Source organism: Dickeya chrysanthemi NCPPB 402, assembly GCF_000406105.1.
Taxonomy (GTDB): Bacteria; Pseudomonadota; Gammaproteobacteria; order Enterobacterales; family Enterobacteriaceae; genus Dickeya; species Dickeya chrysanthemi.
Window position 1 is genome coordinate 3,251,457 of sequence record NZ_CM001974.1, and the last position, 23,464, is coordinate 3,274,920.

Consider the following 23,464-nt stretch of genomic DNA (forward strand, 5'->3'; position numbering starts at 1 on the left):
AAAGGCGACTTGCGTCGCCTTTGTTGCTTTACCAAACAGGGTTTCACCGGAAATAGCGAATACAGATCACATACCTGTCGCCGGGGTTTTAGACGCAGGCTGATTTTTCTCGGCCCAGTCGTTCAGGCGTTTTTTCATTTCATCCTGCAAGCGCTTACGCAGAACCTGATCAACCTGCAACTGGTAGTTCAGGTTACCGAACTCGCCATACAACCGGAAAGGAATCGCAGTATCCTGCAACAGTTGAACCCACTGCCCATCCCCTTTCCACCCTTGCGTTACCCGCACATCGACGTTGATATCGCAGCGCTGCGCCGGTAAATCGAACTGCCCGTCGCCCTGTAATGCCAACACGTCAGACTGCCCGGATAATGACTGCAAATCCAGCTTGCCGGCGTTAAGCGTCGCCTCGCCGCGCATCTGTTGAATGTCGGTATAACGGGTATAGTCATCCGGCACCTGAACGCCGCTATTGCTGCGCGCCACCGCCTGCTGGATCAGTTGCTGAATATTCAGCCCGGAGAGCCGTAATGCGTCGAACTGTACCGCCGCCGTGCCGTGCCACTGCGACATCAACGCCTGCCGCGACAGCTCGTTACCACTTAGCCGGCCTCGCAGACTCAGCTTACCGTCCAGACCGTCGGGCAGATCAAACACCGACAGCAACGCCGACAACGGCAAAGCGCTCAGGGTTGGCTGAATCGTGATCGCAGGAGAAGCATCAACATCCATACTCCCCGGTATAGAGAAACGGCCGTCACCAATCTGACCGCTAAAGTCGGCCACCTTGACGTTGCCGTGCTGATTACTGCCTTTCAGGACAAACTGATTGATGCTCATGCCGTGGTAGATCAGCGTATTGGCATTTACCGCTACCCGAGCAATGGAATTACGCAGCCCCTGATAAGGCTCCGGGGGTTGTTCATGCGAAAATACCGGCCTGGCGATGACCGTTTTGTCGCCGCTCTCGCTGGCCGAAGAGGTATGCGCCAGGCCCAGCAATGCATCCAGATCCAGTTTTTCCGACTGCAAGGCCAGCACGTATTCCGGCGTCGTGCCGAACGTGGCCGACAGCGATCCGGTTAGCTGACTATTATTGGCGCTGAGCGTAAACTGGTTGACGGTCAGTTTCTCTGGCTGGCGCTGATAACTGCCGCGAATCGCGCCTTTACCGCTGATACCTTCCGTCGGCAGACCTGCGCCCTGCAACTGGTAGTTGACGCTGCCGATATCGGCACCGATCTGTTGCGGATAGTTTTGCATATCCAGCAAGGCATCAAGAGAAAACGACAAATCGCGCTGATCACGGTTAAAGCGGCTGGAGAGCGATACCCGCACCTGCCGGGTGTCGTCGCTCTCCATTTTCAGGTTGATATCCCGCACATTCAGCACCGGCGCGTTACCCCGCTGGAACACCAGCACGCTATCGGCGACCTCCACCCGATTAACATCGAAACGCCACGGCGTTTCCGGTTCCGGCACCGATGAGCCCGCCGGCGCAATCGGCGCCGGGCCCGCCACTTTCGCTTCGCTGTCCGGCGTCAGACGAATAACGGCGCCTTTCAGCATCACCTGCTTCACTTCCAGTTGATGAGATAACAACGGCCATAGCTTCACGTCCAGCCGCATATTCTCAGCACTGATCACCGGAGCGGCGGCCCCTGGCGCACTCACCGACAGATTGCCCGACAGAATGCTCAGTTGCGGCCAGACATGCCAGCGCAGGTCGCCGTCCAGATTCAATCGGTAACCGGTGCGCGCCTCAACCTGACGCACCATATAAGCCCGGAAATCATTCGGGTTGATCAACACCACCAACGCCGTCATACCGGCGGCCAGCACCACCAGCAATATCACCAGCGCGGTCAACAATCTTCTCATGCCATCCTCATTCGCTGTCGCCTCTGGCCCAGCTAGTCTTTATCGATCCGGCTTGCCACTGCGCCTTGCTGATCCTTGTATTTCGCATCTTCACGGCGGTTATACGGCCGGGCCGCCGGGCCGGAGAGCGGCTCGAAACTCAACGCGCCGATGATCATACCGGGGCGCAACGCCAGCGGTAATTTACCCGAGTTGTAGAACTCCAGCACGATACACCCCTGCCATCCCGGATCGATACGGTGAGCGGTCACATGCACCATTAACCCCAGACGCGCCAACGAGGAACGGCCATCCAGCCAGCCGACCAAATTATCCGGCAGCGTGACCGATTCCAGCGTCACCGCCAACGCCAGCTCGCCCGGATGAAGGAAAAAGGCATCGCCTTCCGCCAGATTGATCTCATCACTCATGACGCGATCCAGCGCGGCGCTCACTTCATCCTTCGGCCCGCTCAAGTCGATAAACGGCGCGGTATGACCGCTGAACACCCGGAACTGATTGCCCAACCGCACATCCACCGTAGCTCCGTTAATCCGTTCAATCGGGGGACGCGGCGTAATCACCAGACGGCCGTCATCCAGCCAGGCTTCAATGTCACGGTCGCACAGTCTCATCATCTTCTCCAGTCAGACTCTTGCAGGTGTTCAAACTGCCACAGCAGCGCCGGAAATACCACGCTGATTCCACCTACTTTAAGGATTTTCTCAGCAAATCGGCCTATTCAAAGAACTGGCTGATTTTCGCCTTCAGAATATCAATGGCGATACGGTTTTTGCCGCCGCGCGGTACGATAATGTCCGCATACTGCTTGGACGGCTCGATAAATTGCAGGAACATCGGCCGTACCGTTTTCTGGTATTGCTCCATCACCGAATCCATTGAGCGGCCGCGCTCATTAACATCACGACGCATACGGCGCATCAGGCAGATATCCAGCGGAGTATCGACAAAAATCGAAAAATTCAGCTCTTCACGCAACCGGGCATCGGTTAACAGCAGGATACCCTCCAGGATAATCACCTTTTTCGGCGCCAGATGCACCGTTTCCTGCAAACGGGTGTGCTGCACATAGCTATATTGCGGCAACGCAATCGGCTGACCGGCTTTAAGCATCTGCAGGTGTTGCAACAGTAGGCTATGATCCATCGCGCTGGGGTGGTCGTAATTGGTTTTGACCCGTTCGTCCATGGTCAGGTGGGATTGATCCTTGTAGTAGCTGTCTTCCGGAATAACGCCGATGTGTTCATCACCGACCTGATCGCGTAATTCGCGATACAGGGTGCTGGCAATAAGACTTTTTCCGGACGCGGACGCGCCGGCAATCCCGATGATGACACACTGGCGAGACTTATCAGTCATGGCAATAAAGACCTGATTAAAATAAAAAAGGAGGGGGACACGCCGTACGGTTCAGGCACGATTCGTTCGAAATCGTCCGCCTGAGAGAGTCACCCGCAACCTGCGTGGTTGATTGCGGAATACGGCCTGGCGTGTCTGGACGCGGCAATTATAGGGAGTTAGCACGATTCGCGCCAGCATTACGCGGGCTGATGCTATACGCGGACTTATGCTATCGGTACGCTCAGCATCCGGTCGTCACGTTACGTCGGGCGGTAAAAACAACGGATACCGCCTCACATCACGGTATCCGTTTAAGACAGTCACACCGCGCGAAACGCGATTTCCGTCGGGATCACGTCGCCCTGCCAGAACAACTGGGCTGCAACCTGCCCTGCCAGTTCGCGGTACAACTGGGTAAACTCGCTGTCCGGCTGGCTGACCACCGTCGGCTCGCCACGGTCGAGGTCTTCACGCAGCGAAATATGCAGCGGCAACTGGCCCAACAAGGCGCAGTGGTATTTTTCCGCCAGTTTTTGCGCACCGCCGGTGCCGAAAATCGGCTCCAGGTGACCGCAATTGCTGCAAATATGTACGCTCATGTTCTCCACGATGCCCAATACCGGCACCTTCACCTTCTCGAACATCACGATGCCTTTCATCGCATCCACCAGCGCGATGTCCTGCGGCGTGGTGACCACCACCGCACCGGTCACCGGCACATTCTGCGCCAGCGTCAGTTGGATGTCGCCGGTGCCCGGCGGCATATCCAGCACCAGATAATCCAGATCCGGCCACAGCGTATCCTGCAACAGTTGCAGCAGCGCCTTGCTGGCCATCGGCCCGCGCCACACCATGGCGTTATCGTCGGTGACCAGATAACCGATGGAGTTGGTGGCAAGACCGTGCGCCATGATCGGCGCCATGTGTTGCCCATCCGGCGAAGTCGGCCGTTCGTTGGCCGCCCCCAGCATGGTGGGGATGGACGGCCCGTAAATATCCGCGTCCAGAATGCCGACGCTCGCCCCTTCGGCCGCCAGCGCCAACGCCATATTCACCGCGGTACTGGATTTCCCGACGCCGCCCTTGCCGGAGCTGACGGCGATAATATTCTTCACCCCCTTCACACCGGCCTGATTGTTAACGCGGCGCAGCGTGGCGATGTTATGCGTCAATCGCCATTCCACTTCATGGGCGCCGCTCAGGCGTAACAGCTCTTCGCTAACGCGGTCTTTTAAATCCGCCATCCCGCTCAGCCAGACAAACGGCATAGTCAGTTCGATATGCAATACATCATCCATCAATGCACAGTGATGCAACGCATTCAGCGCGGTCAGGTTATTTTTCAGCGTCGGGTGCGAAAAGGAGGAAAGTACGCCATTTACCATGGCGCGCAACATCTCGGGGTTTTGCGCGGGGAGTTTATCGTTCATCCCGGCTCCTTGAGTTTGAATTAAAGTCATTGTCACAGCGGCCCTAGCATAGCAGAACGCCCGTACGTGGGTGTATCGCACAATGCCCGATGTGGAAAAAAGAGCCGGAACGTCTCCGCACCTGGCGCAACTCAAACCCAGCGGCACCGTCATCACCGCCGACAGGAAAAGGTTTTGTTGCAGCCCCCGTCGCCCCAAGGTTTACGCATTACGGCGCGATGGGGTAACATCTGGACTCCTTCTTAATTTATTCACCAACCAACAAGCAAGTTCCCCACTATGACTCAAGTCGCAAACAAAATTTTGGTAACGTGCGCGCTGCCTTATGCTAACGGTCCGATCCACCTAGGCCACATGCTCGAACACATTCAGGCGGATATTTGGGTCCGTTACCAGCGAATGCGCGGCAATCAGGTCCACTTTATCTGTGCGGACGACGCCCACGGCACGCCGATCATGCTCAAAGCACAGCAGATGGGCGTAGCGCCGGAGCAGATGATTGCGACGGTGAGTCAGGAACACCAGCAGGATTTCGCCGGGTTCAACATCAGCTACGACAACTACCACTCCACGCACAGCGAGGAGAATCGCGAATTGTCCGGGTTGATTTATCGTCGTCTGAAGGAAAACGGTTTTATCAAGAACCGCACGATTTCCCAACTGTTCGACCCGGAAAAAAGCATGTTCCTGCCGGATCGCTTTGTAAAAGGCACTTGCCCGAAATGTAAGGCAGCGGATCAGTACGGCGACAACTGCGAAGTCTGCGGCGCCACCTACAGCCCGACCGAGCTTATCGACCCGAAATCCGCCGTGTCCGGCGCGACGCCGGTGATGCGTGAATCCGAGCACTTCTTCTTCGACTTGCCGGCATTCAGCGACATGCTGCAAGGTTGGACCCGCTCCGGCGCGTTGCAGGAACAGGTCGCCAACAAGATGCAGGAGTGGTTCGATGCCGGGCTGCAACAGTGGGATATTACCCGCGACGCGCCTTATTTCGGTTTCGAAGTCCCGGATGCGCCGGGTAAATATTTTTACGTCTGGCTGGACGCGCCGATCGGCTACATGGGGTCATTCAAAAACCTGTGCGACAAGCGTGGCGATCTCAACTTCGACGAGTTCTGGCGTAAAGACTCCAGCACCGAGCTGTACCACTTCATCGGCAAAGACATCGTTTACTTCCACAGCCTGTTCTGGCCGGCGATGCTGGAAGGCAGCGGTTTCCGCAAGCCGACCAACCTGTTCGTGCACGGCTATGTGACGGTAAACGGTGCCAAAATGTCCAAGTCACGTGGCACCTTTATCAAGGCTGATACCTATCTGAAACATCTGGATGCCGACTGCCTGCGTTACTACTACGCCGCCAAACTGTCGTCGCGCATTGATGATATCGACCTCAACCTGGAAGACTTCGTGCAGCGCGTGAACGCCGATATCGTCAACAAGGTAGTGAATCTGGCGTCGCGCAACGCCGGTTTCATCAACAAACGCTTTGACGGCCAACTGGCGGATCAACTGGCGGATGCGGCGCTGTATCAAACCTTTATCGACGCTGCACAGACCATCGCCGAGGCGTACGGCAGTCGCGAGTCCGGCAAGGCTATCCGCGAAATCATGGCGCTGGCGGATCTCGCCAACCGTTATGTCGACGAACAGGCGCCGTGGGTCGTCGCCAAGCAGGAAGGCCGCGATGCCGACCTGCAAGCGATTTGCTCGATGGGCATCAACCTGTTCCGCGTGCTGATGACCTACCTGAAGCCGGTATTGCCTTCGCTGGCGGAACGTGTCGAAGCCTTCCTGCAAACCGAACTGCGCTGGGATAACCTGGCTCAGCCGCTGACAAACCATCGCGTCGGGGCGTTTAAGGCGCTGTTCAACCGTATCGACATCGCACACGTGCAGGGCATGGTGGAAGCCTCCAAAGAGGAAGCGGCCGCAGCCGCCAAACCGGCATCCGGCCCGTTGGCCGATAACCCGATTCAGGACACCATCGATTTCGCCGATTTCGACAAAGTCGACATGCGTGTGGCCTTGATCCAGAAAGCTGAGATGGTAGAGGGTTCAGACAAGCTGCTACGGCTGACGCTGGATCTGGGGGGGCAAACCCGCCAGGTGTTCTCCGGTATCCGCGCCGCTTACCCGGATCCGAGCGCGCTGGAAGGCCGCCTGACGGTACTGGTCGCCAATCTGGCACCACGTAAAATGCGCTTTGGCGTCTCCGAAGGTATGGTGATGGCAGCAGGCCCCGGTGGCAAAGACATCTTCCTGTTGAGCCCCGACAGCGGTGCCCAACCCGGGATGCAAATCAAGTAAATCCATGAAAATCAGGCCGGTCTACCGGCCTGATTCTTTCCGTCTCGCTGTCGATATACCGCGTCTTCTCCCTGCCTGTCACCGTTGTTAACACCTCTGACCATGTCGTTATTCGGATAAACGGCATAGCACTTTCGTCGCTGCCGTGGTAAACAGTGTCTCGTCGTGATTATCACGTCGCGCACTTAGCGGCGTGCGTCGTTGGCCTGCACCTTCACGCAGTGCGTGCTTCGTGCCGTACGTGATAGTCACGACGCCCAAGCTAATTCTCGATCATGGAGGAATATCGAATGTCCCGTATCACCCCTGTGCTGCTGAGCGCAGCCCTGCTTGCCACCACCGCCCCGGCGATGGCGGCCAAATCGCTGAAAAGCGCCGATGACGTGATTACTGCCCTGAATCAGGGACGCAGCGTCAATGTCACCATCGATTTGTCCGCCTGTACGCCACAGGAGGGCACCCCGGCCAGCAAGACCCGCGGCGGTCTGCAGATCAGCGCCTATCGTCTGGTAGATAACGGCACGCTGTCGTTCAGCGATGCACATTTTACCGTTGCCAACGACGGCACGCCGATCCAGCAGTTCATGCGTTATCAGGTGCAGCCGGACAACACCGTACGCTTCACCACCTTTATGTTTAACCTGCCCAGCCTGCAACAGCGCGGCAACACGCTGAGTTATCAGTGCAAACTGGGTCAGGATATCGGCTTCTTCGTGCAGTAAGTCTGACCGGACGCGCCTGGCCGGCCGGCTGGGTGCGTTTATTTCCCCCCCGCTCCCGTCGCCTGCCATCACATTGAACGAAAAGTTATAAGCTAAGCCCAAAAGGCATAATCCGCCCCCTTTGCACGCTGTGCGGTTACCCGCTATGATTCCTCATCACTAAAACAGACATCCAGACATAAAGATATCCATAACCTGGCAAACTTGCTTCACAACACCGAGGATTGAAAATGAAAAAATTCCCTGCGGCATTGCTGGCACTGAGCCTGACGGCGTCGTTCTCCACGCTGGCGGCAGAAACACCGGCTACCGCCGCCCCGGTACCGGCCGCTATCGCCAATCATCAGGGACCGGTGCGCATCGCCGTGATCCGCAATCTCGGTTCAGATGACAACACCACCCAGTTCGTTTCCGGCGTACTGGAAGAAGGCAAAAAGCTGGGATTTAAAATCAGTACCTTCCTGAGCAACGGCGACGACGCTAAATTTCAGGATTTCGTCAATCAGGCCATCAGCCAGAAATATGACGGCATTATCCTGTCGCAAGGTCGTGCGCCCTATTCCACCGACCTTATCCAGCGCATTGTCGACAGCGGCATCAAGGTGGCGGTGTTTGATACTGCGGTCGATAAAACCATCCCCGGCGTTACCGTGACCCAGCAAGATGACGCTTCGCTGGCCAACGAATCACTGGGCCAGTTAGTGAAAGATTTCAACGGCAAAGCCAACATCATCAAACTGTGGGTGGCCGGTTTCCCGCCGATGGAACGTCGCCAGACGGCGTACCAGCAGATCCTGAAAGACAATCCCGGCATTAAAGAGCTGGAATCCATCGGTGCCGTCTCCTCTGATGTACAGGGCGATACCGCCAATAAAGTGGGCGCGATTCTGGCGAAATACCCGAAAGGCAAGATTGACGCTATCTGGGGGGCCTGGGATGCCTTCAGTCAGGGGGCTTACAAGGCGCTGAAAGAAAACGGTCGCACCGAGGTAAAGCTCTACAGCATCGATATTTCCAATCAGGATCTGCAACTGATGCGTGAAGCCAATAGCCCGTGGAAAGTGAGCGTGGCGGTGGACCCGAAACTGATCGGCAAGGTTAACCTGCGTCTGGTGGCTAACAAGATAGCCGGCGAACCGACGCCGCCAACCTACGAATTCCGCGCCGCCAGCATTCCACAGGCGTTACTGGTCAGCCAGCCCGGGCCGGTCAACGTGGCGGGGCTTTCAAAAATCATCCCGGGATGGGGCCAGACCAATGACTTTATCGCTCCGTGGTTTGCTACACTGGAAGCCAAAAGCAAATAAAGGTCTGTCATAACGGAGGCTTATATGGCATCAACGCCCCTGCCCATGCCGGAATACAGCCGCAACATGCGGCTGATTGGACACAGCGATCAGGGCGGGCGTCCTGATGGCGTACAGGTCATGGTTCATCGTGGTTACGCCTACATCGGACACATGGTGTCGCAGGGCGTTTCCATTGTTGACGTGCGAGATCCGAAAAACCCCAAACCGGCCGGTTTCATCGCCGCGCCGCCGGGCACCTGGAACATCCACCTGCAAACCCACGATGACCTGCTGCTGGTGGTCAACGCCCGTGATCTGTTCGCCGACGCCCGCTTCGCCGAAGAAAAGGTCTACTACACCCGCTCGGTGGCGGAGACGGTCAGTACCGGCCAGCAGGATAAACGCTGGAGCGCCGGGCTGCGCATCTTCGATATCGCCACACCGCACCAACCGCGTGAAATCAGCTTCCTGCCGCTTGATGGCATCGGCATCCACCGCATCTGGTACGTAGGCGGGCGCTGGGCGTACGTTTCCGCGTTACTGGATGGCTACAGCGACTATATTTTTCTGACTATCGATCTGGCTGACCCGCGCAAACCGCAAGTCGCCGGACGTTACTGGCTGCCAGGAATGCACACTGCCAGCGGCGAAACACCGAGCTGGCCGGAAGGCAAACGCTACGCGCTGCACCATGCGATTGTCAGCGGCGACACCGCCTACGGCAGCTGGCGTGATGGTGGCCTGACGCTGCTGGACGTCAGCGATCGCACCCAGCCGCGGCTCATCAGCCATCGCAACTGGAGCCCGCCGTTCGGCGGCGGTACCCACACGGCGCTGCCGTTGCCGGACCGCAACCTGCTGATCGTGCTGGATGAAGCGGTGCTGGATAATCAGGAAGATGGGGAAAAGCTGATTTGGGTGTTTGATATCCGCGAGCCGGCCAACCCGGTGAGCATCGCCACCTTCCCGCAGCCCAGTGAAACCGACTATGTGAAGAAAGGCGCGCACTTCGGCCCGCACAATCTGCATGAAAACCGGCCGGGCAGCTTCATTAGCTCGACGCTGATTTTCGCCACCTACCAGAATGCCGGCGTGCGCGCTTACGACATCAGCAACCCGTATCGGCCGAAAGAAACCGGCGCGCTGGTGCCCGCCGCGCCCGAGCGCATGATCGATAAACGCCCCGGCCGCCCTCAGGTTATTCAATCCTGCGACGTGTTTGTCGATGCACAAGGGATTATCTACAGCACCGACTACAACGCCGGATTGTCGATTATCGAATACCGCGGCTGAGTACCGAGGGAACACGCGCTGCCTTACGGCAGCGCGTGATACAAGCATCGCTTGTCAGTGATTAATCCAGCGCCAGTACCGACACCCACATCGGCCCTTGCCCCACCGCATAGCGCGCCAGCGGCGTCAGGCTACCGTTGTCCGGCTGAATGCCGTAAACCTCAATGTGATGGGATTTCTGACCCGCAGCGATCAGGAAGCGGCCGCTATGGTCGATGTTAAAGCCGCGCGGCTGGGTTTCCGTCGGCTGGTGCCCGGCCAGTGTCAGCGTACCGTCCTGTGCCGATACCTGGAAAATGGAAATCAGACTGGCAGTACGATCCGTCGTATACAGGTGACGACCGTCCGGCGTGATATGGATATCCGCCGCCCAGCAGGTGTCGGTGAAATCGGCCGGCATGGCGTTCAACGTCTGGATCCGTTTGCCTTCGCCCTGCGCATCCAGTTCGAACACATCCACTGAACTGTTCAGTTCGTTGATGCAGTAGGTAAAACGGTTATTCGGGTGGTAAGCCATATGGCGCGGCCCGGCACCCGCCGCCGCACGCTGTTCTGCGGGCTGGCTTTCAGTCAGACGTCCATCGTCGGCGACGTCATACAAACGGATACGATCTTCTTTCAGGCAAGGCGCCCACAACACACGGTTAGCCGGGTCGATGTTGGTGGAATGGCAGCCTTCCAACCCGTCTAATTGCTGGATAGGCGCCTGCACCACACCGTCGTCGCCAATCGGGCTGACGCTGACACAGGCGTCGCTGTAAGAGGCGCTGAACAGGAAACGCCCATGCTGATCAGTAGACAGGTGCGTCGGGCTGCCCGGCAACGGCGCCACACCGGCTTCACTCAGTTTTCCTTGTGCATCAATCCGATAGCTGATCAGCCGAAACTCAGGGCGCCCCCCGACGTACAGGTGACGTTTATCCGGCGCGATAACCATCGGCTGCACCTGCCCGGGAACGTCAACCACCTGTAACAAGCTCAACTCCCCGCTGGAAGCGAGTTGCCAGACATGGATCTGCTGACTTTCCGGACTGGCGATATAAACCACTTGCTGCATTCGATTCTCCTTGTTGGCAACGCTAAGGCGACAGGTGCGCCTCGTTAACTCAGGCTATGCTTTCGTTCATCGGTACAGGCTCCTGACGTGAGAACCCGCACGGAAAAAGGCTCTGTTACTTTGAATGGCTTCCAGTGTACCATCCCAAAGAAGTGAACCCGATAACCCGTTGAGAATACCATGACCTATCGCATCATTGCCCTCGATCTGGACGGCACCTTGTTAACGCAAAAGAAAACGATTTTACCGGAATCCTTGCAGGCGCTGGCGCTGGCCCGGCAGGCCGGGATCAAGGTCATCATCGTGACCGGCCGCCACCACTCGGCTATCCATCCGTTTTATCAGGCGCTGGCGCTGGATACCCCGGCGATCTGCTGCAACGGCACCTACCTCTACGACTACCAGACCGGGCAAACCCGCGACGCCAACCCGCTGACGCCGACGCAGGCCAAAAGCGTGCTGCAACGGTTGCGGCAATTCGCCATTCACGGCCTGATGTACGCGGACGATGCAATGCTCTATCAACACATTACCGGTCACATTACCCGCACGCAGACCTGGGCGGAACAACTGCCGGAATCACAGCGGCCGGTACTTCGTCAGGTGGACGACCTGATGACCGCCACCGACCACAGCCGTTCTATTTGGAAATTCGCCACCCACCATACCGATACCGCCGTGCTAAATGACTTCGCCAAACGGGTTGAAGAGGAGTTAGGGCTGGCCTGCGAATGGTCATGGATGGATCAGGTGGATATCGCCCAGACCGGCAACAGCAAAGGCCGGTTACTGCAACGGTGGGTAGAATCGCAAGGGTTCAGCATGGACGAGGTGGTGGCGTTCGGCGATAACTACAATGACATCAGCATGTTGTCCGCCGTCGGGTTGGGTGTCGCGATGGGCAACAGCGCCGATGACGTCAAAGCTCACGCCGATCTGGTGATCGAACATCATGAACAACCCGGCATCGCCGAGGTGATTCGCCGCCGGGTGCTGGCCTGACGCCACCACGGCCCACGGATGTGGTGCCGTGACGGGCCGGGAAGAACATCATGGCGTAATCGACACGCTTTTGACCTGAGCGTAGAGACGTTGCCCGGCCGTCAACGCCAGTTCGTCCCGCGCCCAGGGCGTGATACGCGCCCATAGAATGTGCCCGCCGAGATCCAGCTTAACCTCCACCTGTTCGCCGACCTCAATACATTCCACCACACGAGCCGACAGCACATTACGGATGCTGCTGGCTGCCGGACGTTGCGTCACCAGCGATACGTCCGCCGCGTTGATGCGAATACGCAGCACGCTGCCGTGCGGTGCGTCAACACGGCCGACCCACAGCGGCTGTTCACCCAGCGACAACGCCGTCATCGCGTAACGCGGATGGTGCTCCATCACCGTCACCTTCAAAATGCTGCTCTGCTCTTCTCGCGGCAACCAGGCGCGCAGCGCATTGCCGGCCCAGACTTCTTCCAGCGAGCCTTGCGCTTTCACCCGCCCGTTATCCAATATCAGCACCCCGTCCGCCAGCCGCACCACCTCTTCCAGACTATGGCTGACGTACAAAATCGGCGTGTTGACCTCACGGGCCAGTCGCTCCAGGTACGGTAGCAGTTCACGCTTGCGCGGTGCATCCAGCGACGCCAACGGCTCGTCCATCAGCAACAGTTCCGGTGCCGTCAGCAACGCACGGCCAATCGCCACCCGCTGTTTCTCCCCGCCGGACAACGTCAACGGATAGCGTTTCAGCAAATGCCCGATACCGAGCAACTGCACGATATCGTCGAACTGCGCCTGCATCGTCGCGGCCATGCCGTAACGTAAATTCCCTAATACCCGGTAGTGCGGGAAGAGTCGCGCATCCTGAAACACGTAACCGATGCGGCGTTTCTCCGGCGGCAGGAACACCCCTTGCTCCCGATCGGACAGCACCCGATCGTTGAGCTGAATGCGCCCGCTATCCGGCCGGGTCAGGCCGACAATCGCATTAATCAGCGAAGTTTTCCCGGCCCCCGAGACACCGAACACCGCGGTAATCCCGCTGGCCGGAAGCTGGGCGGCGACGCTGAGCGTCAGGTCGCCCAGTTGCTGGGTAAAATCCAGTTGCAGCATTATCCCCCCAACCGTTTACGGCTCCAGCGGGTGAGCCATTCCGACAACAGCAACGACACCAACGACAACCCAATGGCGATAACGCACAAGCGAGCCGCCTGCATTTCCGCTCCCGGCGTTTCGATCAGCGTATACATGGCATTGGGAATGGTGCGGGTTTCGCCTGGAATATTGGACACAAAGGTGATGGTGGCGCCGAATTCCCCCAGCGACCGGGCGAACGCCAGTACGGTGCCGACAATAATACCCGGCAGCGTCAGCGGCAGCGTGATGGTGAAAAACACCCGCCAGCACCCGGCGCCCAGCGTACGCGCCGCCAGTTCCAGCCGGGTATCCACCGCCTCCAGCGCCAGCCGAATGGCGCGCACCATCAACGGAAACGCCACCACCGCCGACGCCAGCGCCGCGCCATGCCAGCTAAAACTGAAGCTAAAGCCGAACCAGTGGTAAAGCCAGCTCCCCACCACGCCTTTACGCCCCATGACGATCAGCAGCAAATAGCCGATCACCACCGGCGGCAGCACCAGCGGCAGATGGATCACGCTATCCAGCAGCGACTTACCGACAAAACGGCAACGCGCCAGTACCCAGGCGGCCAGAATACCCAGCGGCAAACTGCAACTGACCGCCACCAGCGATACTTTAAGGCTCAGCGCAACCGCCTGCCATTCGTAATCACTGAGCAGCATTAACCGGCGTAAATCCGTATTGTTTAAACACGACGGCAGCCTGCGGGGTTTTCAGGTAATCAAAGAAGGCTTTGACTGCCGGCGTATTGTGGCCTTTGACGATAGCCATCGGATATTCCACCGGTTTATGGGTGTTATCCGGGAAAATGCCGACCACTTTCACCTTCGTACTGGCGACGGCGTCCGACCCGTAGACAATCCCCAACGGCGCTTCTTCACGCTCCACCAGCACCATGGCCGCCCGCACGTCATTAGCGCGTGCCATCAGCGGCGACAGCGTGTCCCAGGCGTTCAGTTTCTGCAACGCTTCTTTGGCGTAGATCCCCGCCGGCACGTGATCCGGATCGCCGACCGACAAACGCCCGCCGTTCAGCAGCGCTTTCCAGTCGGTCTTGTCATCGATCTTGAAGCCTTTCGTCTCGGCGGATTTAGGGGCAATCACCACCAGTTGGTTCCCCAGCAAGGTATAGCGGGTATCGTTTTCGGTCAGTTGTTTACCCTGAGCGTAATCCATCCACTGTTGATCGGCCGAGATAAACAGGTCGGCGGGGGCGCCTTGTTCTATCTGGCGCGCCAACGTTGAGGATGAAGCATAGGACGCCACGATGGAAACCTGCTTTTCCTTTTGGTATTGCGCGGCGATATCCTGTAATGCATTGGTCAGCGAGGCGGCGGCAAACACCGTCACTTTATCCTGCGCCAGCGCCGTGTTTGCACTCATACCCAGAGTTAACGCAGCGGCCGTCAACCAATAATTCCATTGCTGTTTCATTCTCTCTCCTGATATTTTCGTTATGTAGTTAATCACATAACGATAAATACAGAATATCCATCGCATTGTCATTGTTCTTAAGCAAAAAAAATCCGGCAAACGCCGGATTCGTCAAAACAGGAAATCGAGAGAGATTATTTACGCGCCACGGAAGACTCGCGATGGCCGAAGGCGGAAAACAGGTTGAATACTTCGCCCAGCACATAAATAGCCCCCAAAATCAGTGCCATCATCACCGGCACCATGCACACCGCAAACACCAAGCTTTTCAGCAATTCAAACATATCGACCTCATCTTTCACCATGGCTGGCCGTTACAACGCCAGCATCTCATTGATTCAGGGTAGGCTATCCTGACCCTATTGCTGCCAACGAGTTTACCTGAATCGCCGGAATTAGAGCGGCCATTTGTGCGGTTTGCCTGTTTGACGCAAAACGATGACAATACAAACGATTAGCGGCCCAGATACGGATGTGATCATGCAAGCAGAAATTCTTCTTACCCTCAAACTCCAGCAACGGCTCTTCGCCGACCCGCGTCGCATCGCACTACTCAAGCAAGTGCAGCAAACCGGCTCCATCAGCCAGGGAGCGCGGCTGGCCGATATCAGCTACAAAAGCGCCTGGGACGCGATTAATGAAATGAATCAGTTGTCGGAGCAAACCATCGTTGAGCGCACCACCGGCGGTAAAGGCGGCGGCGGTGCGGTGCTGACGCGTTACGGTGAACGGCTGCTGCAACTGTATGATCTGTTAGGGCAGATTCAACAGAAAGCCTTTGATGTCCTGCAAGACGATACGCTGCCGCTGGACAGCCTGCTGGCGGCTATCGCCCGTTTTTCGCTGCAAACCAGCGCTCGCAACCAGTTTTTCGGCACCGTTCTGGAACGTGATCGGCAACAGGTACAACAGCACCTGTCCATCCTGCTGGCGGATGGTCATACCCGCATTCAAGGCGCACTGACTCAACAAAGTGCCGACAGGCTGCAACTGACCAGCGGCAAAGAAGTGCTGGCGTTAATCAAAGCCCCCTGGGTCACCGTCACCCCGCAAAAGGAACCGACGCCGGCTCACGACAATGTGCCAGCTCACGACAATGCGCCGGCTCACGATAATGTATTGCCGGGCCGTATCAGCAGCCTGCAGCCCGGCTCGGCGCACAGTGAAGTGCTGGTGACGTTGGAAGGCGGCGAAGTGGTATGCGCCACCTTGTCCAACGATGAGGTAACGCGGCAAGGCTTACAGCCGGGGATGGCGGTCTACGCCAGTTTTAATGCCGACCAGGTGATTATCGCCACCCTGTGCTAACACACCCGATATCACGTACCTTGACAAGCCGCTTGCTTAGCTTTACCCGTAACAAGTCCGTCATTTTGTAAAGGGAATCATCATGTCATTGCTGCACATCCAGCAGGCGCAGTTCCGGTTAAGCGACACCCGGATGATGCGTCTGGATGAACTCAAGCTACATCAGGAACAATGCTGGGCGTTCGTCGGCGCCAACGGCAGCGGAAAATCGGCGCTGGCGCGCGCACTCTGTGGCGAATTACTGCTGCTGTCGGGGCAACGACGGTGTGACTTTCAGCGCGTGGCGCGCCTCTCCTTCGAACAACTGCAACAGTTGGTGTCGCTTGAGTGGCAGCGCAACAATACGGATATGCTGAGCGCCGATGAAGACGACACCGGGCGCACCGCCGCCGAAGTGATTCAGGACAGCGTACACGACGCCGAACGCTGCGGTCGGTTGGCCGCGCAATTCGGCATCGCCCATTTATTAAACCGGCGCTTCAAATACCTCTCTACCGGCGAAACCCGCAAAACCATGCTGTGTCAGGCGCTGATGGCGCAGCCGGACCTGCTGATTCTTGACGAACCGTTCGACGGGCTGGACGTCGCCTCACGCGCGCAGTTGATCGAACTGTTGGCGTCGCTAGCGGCGCAAGGGCAAGCGCTGGTGCTAATCCTCAACCGCTTTGAAGATATTCCGGACTTCATCGGGCAGGTCGGCGTGCTGGCGGACTGTACCCTGACCCGGCAAGGCGCACGTGAAGCGATTTTGTCCGATGCGCTGGTATCACAACTGGCACACAGCGAAACGCTGGTCGATAGCGCATTGCCGGAAGCGGAAGACCCGCAACAATCCCCCATTTTGCCGCCGGATCAACCCCGTATTCGGCTACTGCATGGCGTGGTGAGCTACAACGATCGCCGCATTCTCGACGATTTGAGCTGGGAAGTGCTGCCGGGCCAGCACTGGCAAATCGTCGGGCCGAACGGCGCGGGTAAGTCCACCCTGCTCAGCCTGATCACCGGCGACCACCCGCAGGGCTACAGCAACGACCTGACGCTGTTTGGCCGCCGGCGCGGCAGCGGCGAAACCATCTGGGACATCAAGCGCCACATCGGCTATGTCAGCAGCAGCCTGCATCTGGAGTACCGCGTCAGCACCAGCCTGCGCAATGTGATCCTGTCCGGGTTTTTCGATTCTATCGGCATTTATCAGGCGGTATCCGATCGCCAGCGTTTTCTCGCCGCCCAATGGCTGGCGCTGCTCGGGCTACCGGACAGCGTGGCCGATGCCCCGTTTCAGTCACTCTCCTGGGGACAACAACGGCTGGCGCTGATTGTGCGTGCACTGGTGAAACACCCGGCCTTGCTGATTCTGGACGAACCGCTACAGGGATTAGACCCGCTCAACCGCCAGCTTATCCGGCGCTGGCTGGATATTTTGATCGGTCAGGGACACACCCAACTGTTGTTTGTTTCACACCATGCGCAAGACGCACCGGATTGCATTACCCATCGTCTCACGTTCGTCGCCGACGGCGACGGCTACCGTTACCTGACGGAAAGCCGCTGACGCGCTCACTCACGGTTTCGCTTCAGGCGAAACCGTCGCCTTACCCGCAGCAACGAACGCTTTAGTGATAACGTTACCACGAAGAATGTAACGTATTTCACTCGACGCCACATCGCGCTATGCTGGTCGTTCACCACTCTGGGAACAGGTGAAAAGTGAGCCGGTAGCCTTAATTATCGCTATTTACGGCGCTGATCACCTTTTTCCCGCCATGGTCATGCTATTTTTCCAATCAGTTTTCTGTAACAGAGGTCATTATGAAAGTATTGGTTACAGGTGGTAGCGGTTACATAGGAAGTCATACCTGTGTGCAACTGATCGCCGCCGGTCATCAGCCGGTTATTCTCGACAACCTGTGCAACAGTAAAGCCAGCGTAGTAAACGCCATTGCCCACGTCAGCGGGCAGACGCCGGTGTTTTATCAAGGCGATATCCGCGACGGCAGTCTGTTGCAGACGATTTTTGCCGAGCACGATATCGGTGCCGTGATCCACTTCGCCGGCCTGAAAGCGGTGGGCGAATCGGTACGCGAACCCATCAGTTATTACGATAACAACGTCTACGGCACGCTGACGCTGGTGGAAGCCATGAAGCACGCCGGCGTTAAGACACTGATTTTCAGCTCTTCCGCCACCGTCTACGGCGACCAGCCGCAAATCCCGTACCAGGAAAGCTTCCCCACCGGCACCCCCGCCAGCCCGTATGGCCGCAGCAAACTGATGGTAGAGCAGATCCTGCAGGATTTGCAGCGCGCGGAGCCGGACTGGAGCGTGGTGCTGCTGCGCTACTTTAACCCGGTGGGCGCGCACCCGTCGGGCGAGATGGGCGAAGACCCGCAGGGCGTGCCCAACAACCTGATGCCTTACATTGCGCAGGTGGCGGTAGGCCGCCGCGACTCGCTGGCGATTTTCGGTAATGATTACCCGACCGTCGACGGCACCGGCGTGCGAGACTACATCCATGTGGTGGATTTGGCCGATGGTCATGTCGCCGCCATGAATACTCTGCACGGCAAGCCCGGCGTACACACCTACAACCTTGGCGCCGGCGTCGGCTACAGCGTGCTGCAAGTGGTGGAAGCCTTCAGCCGCGCCTGCGGCAAGCCGCTGCCGTATCATTTTGCGCCCCGCCGCGACGGCGACCTGCCCGCTTACTGGGCCGACGCGGAAAAAGCCGCTCGCGAACTTAACTGGCGCGTCAGCCTGACGCTGGACGAGATGGCCGCCGATACCTGGCGCTGGCAATCCCGCCATCCGAACGGCTTTTCAGACTGATTAACACGGGGGGAGCCCCGTTTTCAGCCCGTACTCTTTTCCCGGAAACCACGTTTCAATGGCAGACGTGGTTTCGATAACACAGAAGGTATCCCCATGGCGTACTTTGATCCCGTTGAACATCCGCATCGTCGCTACAACCCGCTGACCGGCCAGTGGGTACTGGTGTCGCCGCACCGCGCCAAACGTCCGTGGCAAGGGCAGCAGGAAAGCGTGTCGAGCGATCCGTTACCCTCGCATGATCCCAGTTGCTTTCTCTGCCCCGGCAACGAACGGGTCACCGGCGATACCAACCCTGACTATCAGGGTACCTTTGTGTTCACCAACGATTTTGCCGCGCTGATGGCAGATACCCCGCCTGCCCCAGAAAGCAACGACCCGCTGATGCGCTGCCAAAGTGCGCGCGGCACCAGCCGGGTGATCTGTTTTTCACCAGACCACAGTAAAACCCTGCCGGAACTGCCGCTCAGCGCGCTCGAACAGGTAGTCGCGACATGGCAACAACAGAGCGCCGAACTGGGGAAAACCTACCCGTGGGTGCAGGTGTTTGAAAACAAAGGAGCGGCGATGGGCTGTTCCAACCCGCATCCGCACGGCCAGATCTGGGCCAACGATTTCCTGCCCAACGAAGCGGAACGGGAAGATCGACTGCAACGCGACTATTTCCAGCAGTACGGTTCGCCGTTGCTGGTGGACTACCTGCAACGCGAATTGCAGGATGGCGCGCGGCATGTGGTGGAAACCGAGCATTGGCTGGCGGTGGTGCCCTATTGGGCTGCCTGGCCGTTCGAAACGCTGTTATTGCCCAAAGCCCACACCCTGCGCCTGCCGGATGTCACCGCAGAACAGCGACAGGATCTGGCGCTGGCGCTGAAGCAGCTCACCAGCCGCTACGACAACCTGTTCCAGACCTCATTCCCTTATTCCATGGGCTGGCACGGCGCCCCGTTTACCGACGGTGATCACCCGCACTGGCAGTTACACGCGCATTTTTATCCGCCGTTGCTGCGTTCCGCTACTGTGCGTAAGTTCATGGTCGGCTATGAAATGCTGGCGGAAACCCAGCGTGATTTGACCGCTGAACAAGCCGCGGAACGGCTGCGGGCCGTCAGCGATATTCATTACCGTGACGACACCCATTACCGTGACGACAGTCACTCTCATGATTCAGGAGTTCAGGCATGACCTTATCAGCACGCACCCAGGCGGTTTTCCAGCAACAGTTCGGTTACCCGGCAGCCCTTACCGTGCAGGCTCCGGGCCGGGTCAACCTGATAGGCGAGCATACCGACTACAACGATGGTTTTGTGCTGCCTTGCGCCATCAACTATTCCACCACCATCAGCGCCGCCCCGCGCGATGACCGGCAAATCCGGGTGATTGCGGTGGACTACGACAGCCAGCAGGATCAATTTTCGCTGGACGCATCGATCGAACATCACCCGCAGTGGCAGTGGGCGAACTATGTGCGCGGCGTCATCAAGCATCTGAAAAACCGCAGCGATGCCTTTGGCGGCGCGGATCTGGTGATAAGCGGCGACGTGCCGCAGGGCGCGGGTCTGAGTTCGTCGGCGTCGTTGGAAGTGGCGGTCGGCAAGGCGATTCAGGCGCTGTATCAGCTACCGCTGGACAATGTGGCGCTGGCGCTTAACGGCCAGGAAGCGGAGAACCAGTTCGTCGGTTGTAACTGCGGCATTATGGACCAGATGATTTCAGCACAAGGCCAGCGCGGCCACGCGTTGCTGATCGACTGCCGCTCGCTGGAAACGCGTGCGGTGTCGATGCCGGACAACGTAGCGGTGATGATCATCAACTCCAACGTCAAACGCGGTCTGGTGGACAGCGAGTACAACACCCGCCGCCAGCAGTGCGAAGCCGCCGCGCGCCATTTTCAGGTCAAGGCGCTGCGTGACGTCAGCGAAGCGGACTTCGCCGCCCGCGTGGCCGGGCTGGATGAGGTAACGGCGCGCCGTGCACGCCACATCATTACCGAGAACGACCGCACGCTGGCGGCAGCCGAGGCCTTAACGCGCGGCGACCTGCGCCAGATGGGCGAACTGATGGCCGCCTCTCACGTCTCAATGCGGGATGATTTCGAAATCACGGTACCGCCGATCGATACGCTGGTGGAGATCGTCAAAGCGGTGATCGGCGATGAAGGCGGTGTACGCATGACCGGCGGTGGATTTGGTGGCTGTATCGTGGCGTTGATCCCACAACAGCATGTCACCGCGGTGCAAAATGCCGTGATGCGGGAGTATCCGGCGAAAACCGGATTACAACCGACCTGTTACGTCTGCCAGGCCTCGCCAGGAGCCGGTTATGTCGAATGACCCTGTTGAACCGCGTGCGCCGCAAACGGCGCTCGCACCGGATGGTCAGCCATTTCGGTTGACCGTACTGCAAAACCGCCACGGTACGCAGGTAACGCTGATGGATTGGGGAGCCGCCTGGCTCTCTTGTCTGTTGCCGCTGCCTGGCGGCGCAACGCGTGAAGTGCTGCTGGGCTGCGCGCCCGAACAGTATCCGCATCAGGCCGCTTATCTTGGCGCGTCGGTCGGTCGCTATGCCAACCGTATCGCCAACGCGACCTTGCATCAGGGCGATACGCTCATCCGGCTAAAAGCCAACCAAGGGCCGCACCAGTTACATGGCGGCCCAGACGGCTTCCACGCCCGGCGCTGGCAGGTACTGCAACAGCGTGACGATCAGGTCACCTACCAGTTGCATTCGCCGGACGGCGATCAGGGCTTTCCCGGCGCGCTGACGGCGCAGGTCAGTTACCAACTGACCGACCAGAACACGCTGGACATCGAGTATCAGGCCGAAGTGGACCAGCTCTGCCCGGTATGTCTGACCAACCATGCCTATTTTAACCTTGACGGCGAACCCACCGATGTTCGTCATCATCGGCTACAACTGATGGCGGATTACTATCTGCCGGTGAATCAGGATGGCATTCCCGGCGAGGCGTTGCAGGAAGTCGCGAACAGCAGTTTTGACTTTCGTCAGCCGAAAACCCTGATGCAGGATTTTCTGTCCGATGCCGACCAGCAGGCCGTGCGCGGCTATGACCACGCTTTTTTGTTGCATCGCACCGGCGGCTCCGCTGAAAGCCCGGCCGCCAGCCTGTGGTCGGCGGACGGAAAAATACAGATGCAGGTCTACACCAGCGCACCGGCGTTGCAGCTCTACAGCGGTAACTTTCTGGCCGGCACACCATCGCGCGACGGGTCGCCTTATGCCAACCACGCCGGGCTGGCGCTGGAAAGCGAATTTCTGCCGGATAGCCCCAACCACCCGGACTGGCCGCAGCCCGACTGCTGGCTGAAACCCGGCAAACGCTATCGTTCGCTCACCCGGTACGCATTTAACGTCAGCCAACCGGACTGACGCACACCAAAGAGCCGGCACCGCCGGCTCTTTACAAATCTGTGCAAATTCCTGCTTGTACGGCGCGGACTGCGCCTCTTACACTGGACGCACTTTTTATAAGGATATTCACTTCATGACAGCCTCGCGCCATCATCCACTCAGCCTGCGGCATCTGCGCTACAAAAGCAGATGGGGCTGGATGTTGGCGCTCTGCTGGCTGCTGTTGAATGCTCAACTGGCGGTGGCAGGCCATCGCTGCAATCTCGCCGTTACCGCCGCACCGGTCAGTATTCAGCACGATGCGCACCGTATGCAGCCCGACGCCGTCATGCCCGACATGCCGGCCGCTGATGCCATCCAAACTACCACCGGCGTCAGCCCGCTGTGTGAAAAACATTGTCAGCCCGACACCGCCAGCCCGGATTTACCATCGTTATCGCTACTGGCGCTGCCGGTCAGCAGCGAACTCCTGCCGGCGCAGCCGCCGGAACCCGTCACCGTCGGCAGCAACCGGTGGTTTACGCCGCCTGTCGCCGGTCCGCCGGCCGAAATCCGTTTTTGCCGATTTAGAGAATAGCTTCCGCGATAAACAACTCCGTGCATTTTTGCGCAACAACTTGTTATTTATCGTATTTATGGAGCTATTATCATGCGTACCTTTTTCGTGTCCATCGCCACTTTTTTCGTGGTCATCACCACATCGTTGTTCTCCACTTCACTGCTGGCCGAACAGCCTCAGCACCACACCATGACCGGCGAGATGAACGGCATGTCTCATTCGATGACGGGCGACATGAACCATAACGGTATGTCGCCTGCGCCATCCGAATCCGCAACGGTCTACCACTCCACCGGCATCGTCAAGCAGTGGAACGCCAGCGGCGTTACGCTGGCGCATGAGGCCATTCCCGCCCTGCGCTGGCCGGCGATGACCATGACCTTCCGCCTGTCGGCGAACGATAACCGGGCGCCGCTGCCGCTGGGCAGCACGGCCAGTTTCAGCTTCGTGCAACGTGCGGACGGCTACACCCTGACCGACATCACACCGCAGCAACACTAACC

22 protein-coding genes are annotated in these 23,464 nt (G+C 58.3%); 13 read left to right on the plus strand and 9 right to left on the minus strand.

Features of this window, described 5'->3' with window-relative positions; translation table 11 throughout:
• Window positions 1–66: 66 nt before the first annotated feature.
• The 4 genes from asmA to apbC form a co-directional block, all read right to left on the minus strand.
• Window positions 67–1,881, minus strand: a complete 1,815-nt coding sequence (gene asmA, locus DCH402_RS14225) for an outer membrane assembly protein AsmA (RefSeq protein WP_040001856.1) — start codon at window positions 1,879–1,881, stop codon at window positions 67–69.
• 32 nt (window positions 1,882–1,913) lie between these two features.
• The gene (dcd, locus tag DCH402_RS14230) at window positions 1,914–2,495 is read right to left on the minus strand and encodes a dCTP deaminase (protein WP_040001858.1); all 582 of its coding nucleotides are present in this window, start codon (window positions 2,493–2,495) and stop codon (window positions 1,914–1,916) included.
• A gap of 103 nt (window positions 2,496–2,598) precedes the next feature.
• Window positions 2,599–3,240 carry a uridine kinase gene (gene udk / locus DCH402_RS14235; RefSeq protein WP_027712682.1) on the minus strand — a complete coding sequence of 214 codons (642 nt, stop codon included), beginning with the start codon at window positions 3,238–3,240 and terminating at the stop codon, window positions 2,599–2,601.
• 302 nt (window positions 3,241–3,542) lie between these two features.
• Complete coding sequence (gene apbC, locus DCH402_RS14240; RefSeq protein ID WP_040001860.1) at window positions 3,543–4,652, minus strand: iron-sulfur cluster carrier protein ApbC; 1,110 nt, start codon at window positions 4,650–4,652, stop codon at window positions 3,543–3,545.
• Window positions 4,653–4,931: 279 nt separating this feature from the next.
• Between apbC and metG the strand changes: the two genes are divergently transcribed.
• The 4 genes from metG to DCH402_RS14260 all read left to right on the plus strand — a co-directional run bounded on the left by metG (window position 4,932) and on the right by DCH402_RS14260 (window position 10,266).
• Window positions 4,932–6,962 carry a methionine--tRNA ligase gene (gene metG / locus DCH402_RS14245; protein WP_040001862.1) on the plus strand — a complete coding sequence of 677 codons (2,031 nt, stop codon included), beginning with the start codon at window positions 4,932–4,934 and terminating at the stop codon, window positions 6,960–6,962.
• Window positions 6,963–7,252: 290 nt separating this feature from the next.
• A complete protein-coding gene (locus DCH402_RS14250; RefSeq protein ID WP_040001864.1) occupies window positions 7,253–7,684 on the plus strand; it encodes a VirK family protein in 432 nt (143 codons plus the stop codon).
• A gap of 230 nt (window positions 7,685–7,914) precedes the next feature.
• Window positions 7,915–8,991, plus strand: coding sequence for a sugar ABC transporter substrate-binding protein (locus DCH402_RS14255; protein WP_040001866.1), 1,077 nt, complete (start codon window positions 7,915–7,917; stop codon window positions 8,989–8,991).
• Window positions 8,992–9,015: 24 nt separating this feature from the next.
• Window positions 9,016–10,266, plus strand: coding sequence for an LVIVD repeat-containing protein (locus DCH402_RS14260; RefSeq protein WP_040001868.1), 1,251 nt, complete (start codon window positions 9,016–9,018; stop codon window positions 10,264–10,266).
• A gap of 61 nt (window positions 10,267–10,327) precedes the next feature.
• Here DCH402_RS14260 and pgl read toward each other — a convergent pair whose 3' ends face one another.
• Complete coding sequence (pgl, locus tag DCH402_RS14265) at window positions 10,328–11,323, minus strand: 6-phosphogluconolactonase (protein ID WP_040001870.1); 996 nt, start codon at window positions 11,321–11,323, stop codon at window positions 10,328–10,330.
• Between the two features lie 180 nt (window positions 11,324–11,503).
• On the opposite strand from pgl, the gene DCH402_RS14270 reads away from it, so the two are divergent.
• Complete coding sequence (locus tag DCH402_RS14270) at window positions 11,504–12,325, plus strand: pyridoxal phosphatase (protein WP_040001872.1); 822 nt, start codon at window positions 11,504–11,506, stop codon at window positions 12,323–12,325.
• A gap of 48 nt (window positions 12,326–12,373) precedes the next feature.
• Here DCH402_RS14270 and modC read toward each other — a convergent pair whose 3' ends face one another.
• The 4 genes from modC to DCH402_RS21545 all read right to left on the minus strand — a co-directional run bounded on the left by modC (window position 12,374) and on the right by DCH402_RS21545 (window position 15,177).
• The gene (modC, locus tag DCH402_RS14275; protein WP_040001874.1) at window positions 12,374–13,432 is read right to left on the minus strand and encodes a molybdenum ABC transporter ATP-binding protein ModC; all 1,059 of its coding nucleotides are present in this window, start codon (window positions 13,430–13,432) and stop codon (window positions 12,374–12,376) included.
• Window positions 13,432–14,121, minus strand: a complete 690-nt coding sequence (gene modB / locus DCH402_RS14280) for a molybdate ABC transporter permease subunit (protein WP_040001876.1) — start codon at window positions 14,119–14,121, stop codon at window positions 13,432–13,434. The genes modC and modB overlap by 1 nt, the downstream gene beginning before the upstream one ends.
• Window positions 14,108–14,893, minus strand: coding sequence for a molybdate ABC transporter substrate-binding protein (gene modA, locus DCH402_RS14285; RefSeq protein ID WP_040001878.1), 786 nt, complete (start codon window positions 14,891–14,893; stop codon window positions 14,108–14,110). The genes modB and modA overlap by 14 nt, the downstream gene beginning before the upstream one ends.
• Before the next feature lie 134 nt (window positions 14,894–15,027).
• On the minus strand, window positions 15,028–15,177 hold the full coding sequence (locus DCH402_RS21545; RefSeq protein WP_040003619.1) for an AcrZ family multidrug efflux pump-associated protein: 150 nt from the start codon (window positions 15,175–15,177) through the stop codon (window positions 15,028–15,030).
• A gap of 196 nt (window positions 15,178–15,373) precedes the next feature.
• On the opposite strand from DCH402_RS21545, the gene modE reads away from it, so the two are divergent.
• The 8 genes from modE (at window position 15,374) to DCH402_RS14330 (ending at window position 23,462) form a co-directional block, all read left to right on the plus strand.
• Window positions 15,374–16,201: a molybdenum-dependent transcriptional regulator gene (modE, locus tag DCH402_RS14295; protein ID WP_040001880.1), complete on the plus strand. Its 828-nt coding sequence runs from the start codon at window positions 15,374–15,376 to the stop codon at window positions 16,199–16,201.
• Between the two features lie 82 nt (window positions 16,202–16,283).
• Complete coding sequence (gene modF, locus DCH402_RS14300) at window positions 16,284–17,753, plus strand: molybdate ABC transporter ATP-binding protein ModF (protein WP_040001882.1); 1,470 nt, start codon at window positions 16,284–16,286, stop codon at window positions 17,751–17,753.
• A gap of 257 nt (window positions 17,754–18,010) precedes the next feature.
• Window positions 18,011–19,027: a UDP-glucose 4-epimerase GalE gene (gene galE / locus DCH402_RS14305; RefSeq protein ID WP_040001883.1), complete on the plus strand. Its 1,017-nt coding sequence runs from the start codon at window positions 18,011–18,013 to the stop codon at window positions 19,025–19,027.
• 96 nt (window positions 19,028–19,123) lie between these two features.
• On the plus strand, window positions 19,124–20,212 hold the full coding sequence (gene galT / locus DCH402_RS14310) for a galactose-1-phosphate uridylyltransferase (protein ID WP_040001885.1): 1,089 nt from the start codon (window positions 19,124–19,126) through the stop codon (window positions 20,210–20,212).
• Window positions 20,209–21,360, plus strand: coding sequence for a galactokinase (gene galK, locus DCH402_RS14315; RefSeq protein WP_040001887.1), 1,152 nt, complete (start codon window positions 20,209–20,211; stop codon window positions 21,358–21,360). Before galT ends, galK begins: the two co-directional genes overlap by 4 nt.
• Window positions 21,350–22,420: a galactose-1-epimerase gene (gene galM / locus DCH402_RS14320; protein WP_040001889.1), complete on the plus strand. Its 1,071-nt coding sequence runs from the start codon at window positions 21,350–21,352 to the stop codon at window positions 22,418–22,420. Before galK ends, galM begins: the two co-directional genes overlap by 11 nt.
• Before the next feature lie 115 nt (window positions 22,421–22,535).
• Window positions 22,536–22,979 carry a hypothetical protein gene (locus DCH402_RS14325; RefSeq protein ID WP_040001891.1) on the plus strand — a complete coding sequence of 148 codons (444 nt, stop codon included), beginning with the start codon at window positions 22,536–22,538 and terminating at the stop codon, window positions 22,977–22,979.
• Between the two features lie 72 nt (window positions 22,980–23,051).
• Window positions 23,052–23,462, plus strand: a complete 411-nt coding sequence (locus tag DCH402_RS14330) for a copper-binding protein (protein WP_050583319.1) — start codon at window positions 23,052–23,054, stop codon at window positions 23,460–23,462.
• Window positions 23,463–23,464 lie beyond the last annotated feature (2 nt).

Coding starts and splice junctions, on each gene's coding strand:
- galT (WP_040001885.1), top strand. CDS start 19,124: ATGGCGTACTTTGATCCCGTTGAACATCCGCATCGTCGCTACAACCCG.
- modF (WP_040001882.1), top strand. CDS start 16,284: ATGTCATTGCTGCACATCCAGCAGGCGCAGTTCCGGTTAAGCGACACC.
- galE (WP_040001883.1), top strand. CDS start 18,011: ATGAAAGTATTGGTTACAGGTGGTAGCGGTTACATAGGAAGTCATACC.
- DCH402_RS14260 (WP_040001868.1), top strand. CDS start 9,016: ATGGCATCAACGCCCCTGCCCATGCCGGAATACAGCCGCAACATGCGG.
- modE (WP_040001880.1), top strand. CDS start 15,374: ATGCAAGCAGAAATTCTTCTTACCCTCAAACTCCAGCAACGGCTCTTC.
- modB (WP_040001876.1), bottom strand. CDS start 14,121: ATGCTGCTCAGTGATTACGAATGGCAGGCGGTTGCGCTGAGCCTTAAA.
- pgl (WP_040001870.1), bottom strand. CDS start 11,323: ATGCAGCAAGTGGTTTATATCGCCAGTCCGGAAAGTCAGCAGATCCAT.
- modC (WP_040001874.1), bottom strand. CDS start 13,432: ATGCTGCAACTGGATTTTACCCAGCAACTGGGCGACCTGACGCTCAGC.
- udk (WP_027712682.1), bottom strand. CDS start 3,240: ATGACTGATAAGTCTCGCCAGTGTGTCATCATCGGGATTGCCGGCGCG.
- DCH402_RS14270 (WP_040001872.1), top strand. CDS start 11,504: ATGACCTATCGCATCATTGCCCTCGATCTGGACGGCACCTTGTTAACG.
- galM (WP_040001889.1), top strand. CDS start 21,350: ATGTCGAATGACCCTGTTGAACCGCGTGCGCCGCAAACGGCGCTCGCA.
- DCH402_RS14250 (WP_040001864.1), top strand. CDS start 7,253: ATGTCCCGTATCACCCCTGTGCTGCTGAGCGCAGCCCTGCTTGCCACC.
- DCH402_RS14325 (WP_040001891.1), top strand. CDS start 22,536: ATGACAGCCTCGCGCCATCATCCACTCAGCCTGCGGCATCTGCGCTAC.
- asmA (WP_040001856.1), bottom strand. CDS start 1,881: ATGAGAAGATTGTTGACCGCGCTGGTGATATTGCTGGTGGTGCTGGCC.
- modA (WP_040001878.1), bottom strand. CDS start 14,893: ATGAAACAGCAATGGAATTATTGGTTGACGGCCGCTGCGTTAACTCTG.
- galK (WP_040001887.1), top strand. CDS start 20,209: ATGACCTTATCAGCACGCACCCAGGCGGTTTTCCAGCAACAGTTCGGT.
- DCH402_RS21545 (WP_040003619.1), bottom strand. CDS start 15,177: ATGTTTGAATTGCTGAAAAGCTTGGTGTTTGCGGTGTGCATGGTGCCG.
- dcd (WP_040001858.1), bottom strand. CDS start 2,495: ATGAGACTGTGCGACCGTGACATTGAAGCCTGGCTGGATGACGGCCGT.
- DCH402_RS14255 (WP_040001866.1), top strand. CDS start 7,915: ATGAAAAAATTCCCTGCGGCATTGCTGGCACTGAGCCTGACGGCGTCG.
- metG (WP_040001862.1), top strand. CDS start 4,932: ATGACTCAAGTCGCAAACAAAATTTTGGTAACGTGCGCGCTGCCTTAT.
- DCH402_RS14330 (WP_050583319.1), top strand. CDS start 23,052: ATGCGTACCTTTTTCGTGTCCATCGCCACTTTTTTCGTGGTCATCACC.
- apbC (WP_040001860.1), bottom strand. CDS start 4,652: ATGAACGATAAACTCCCCGCGCAAAACCCCGAGATGTTGCGCGCCATG.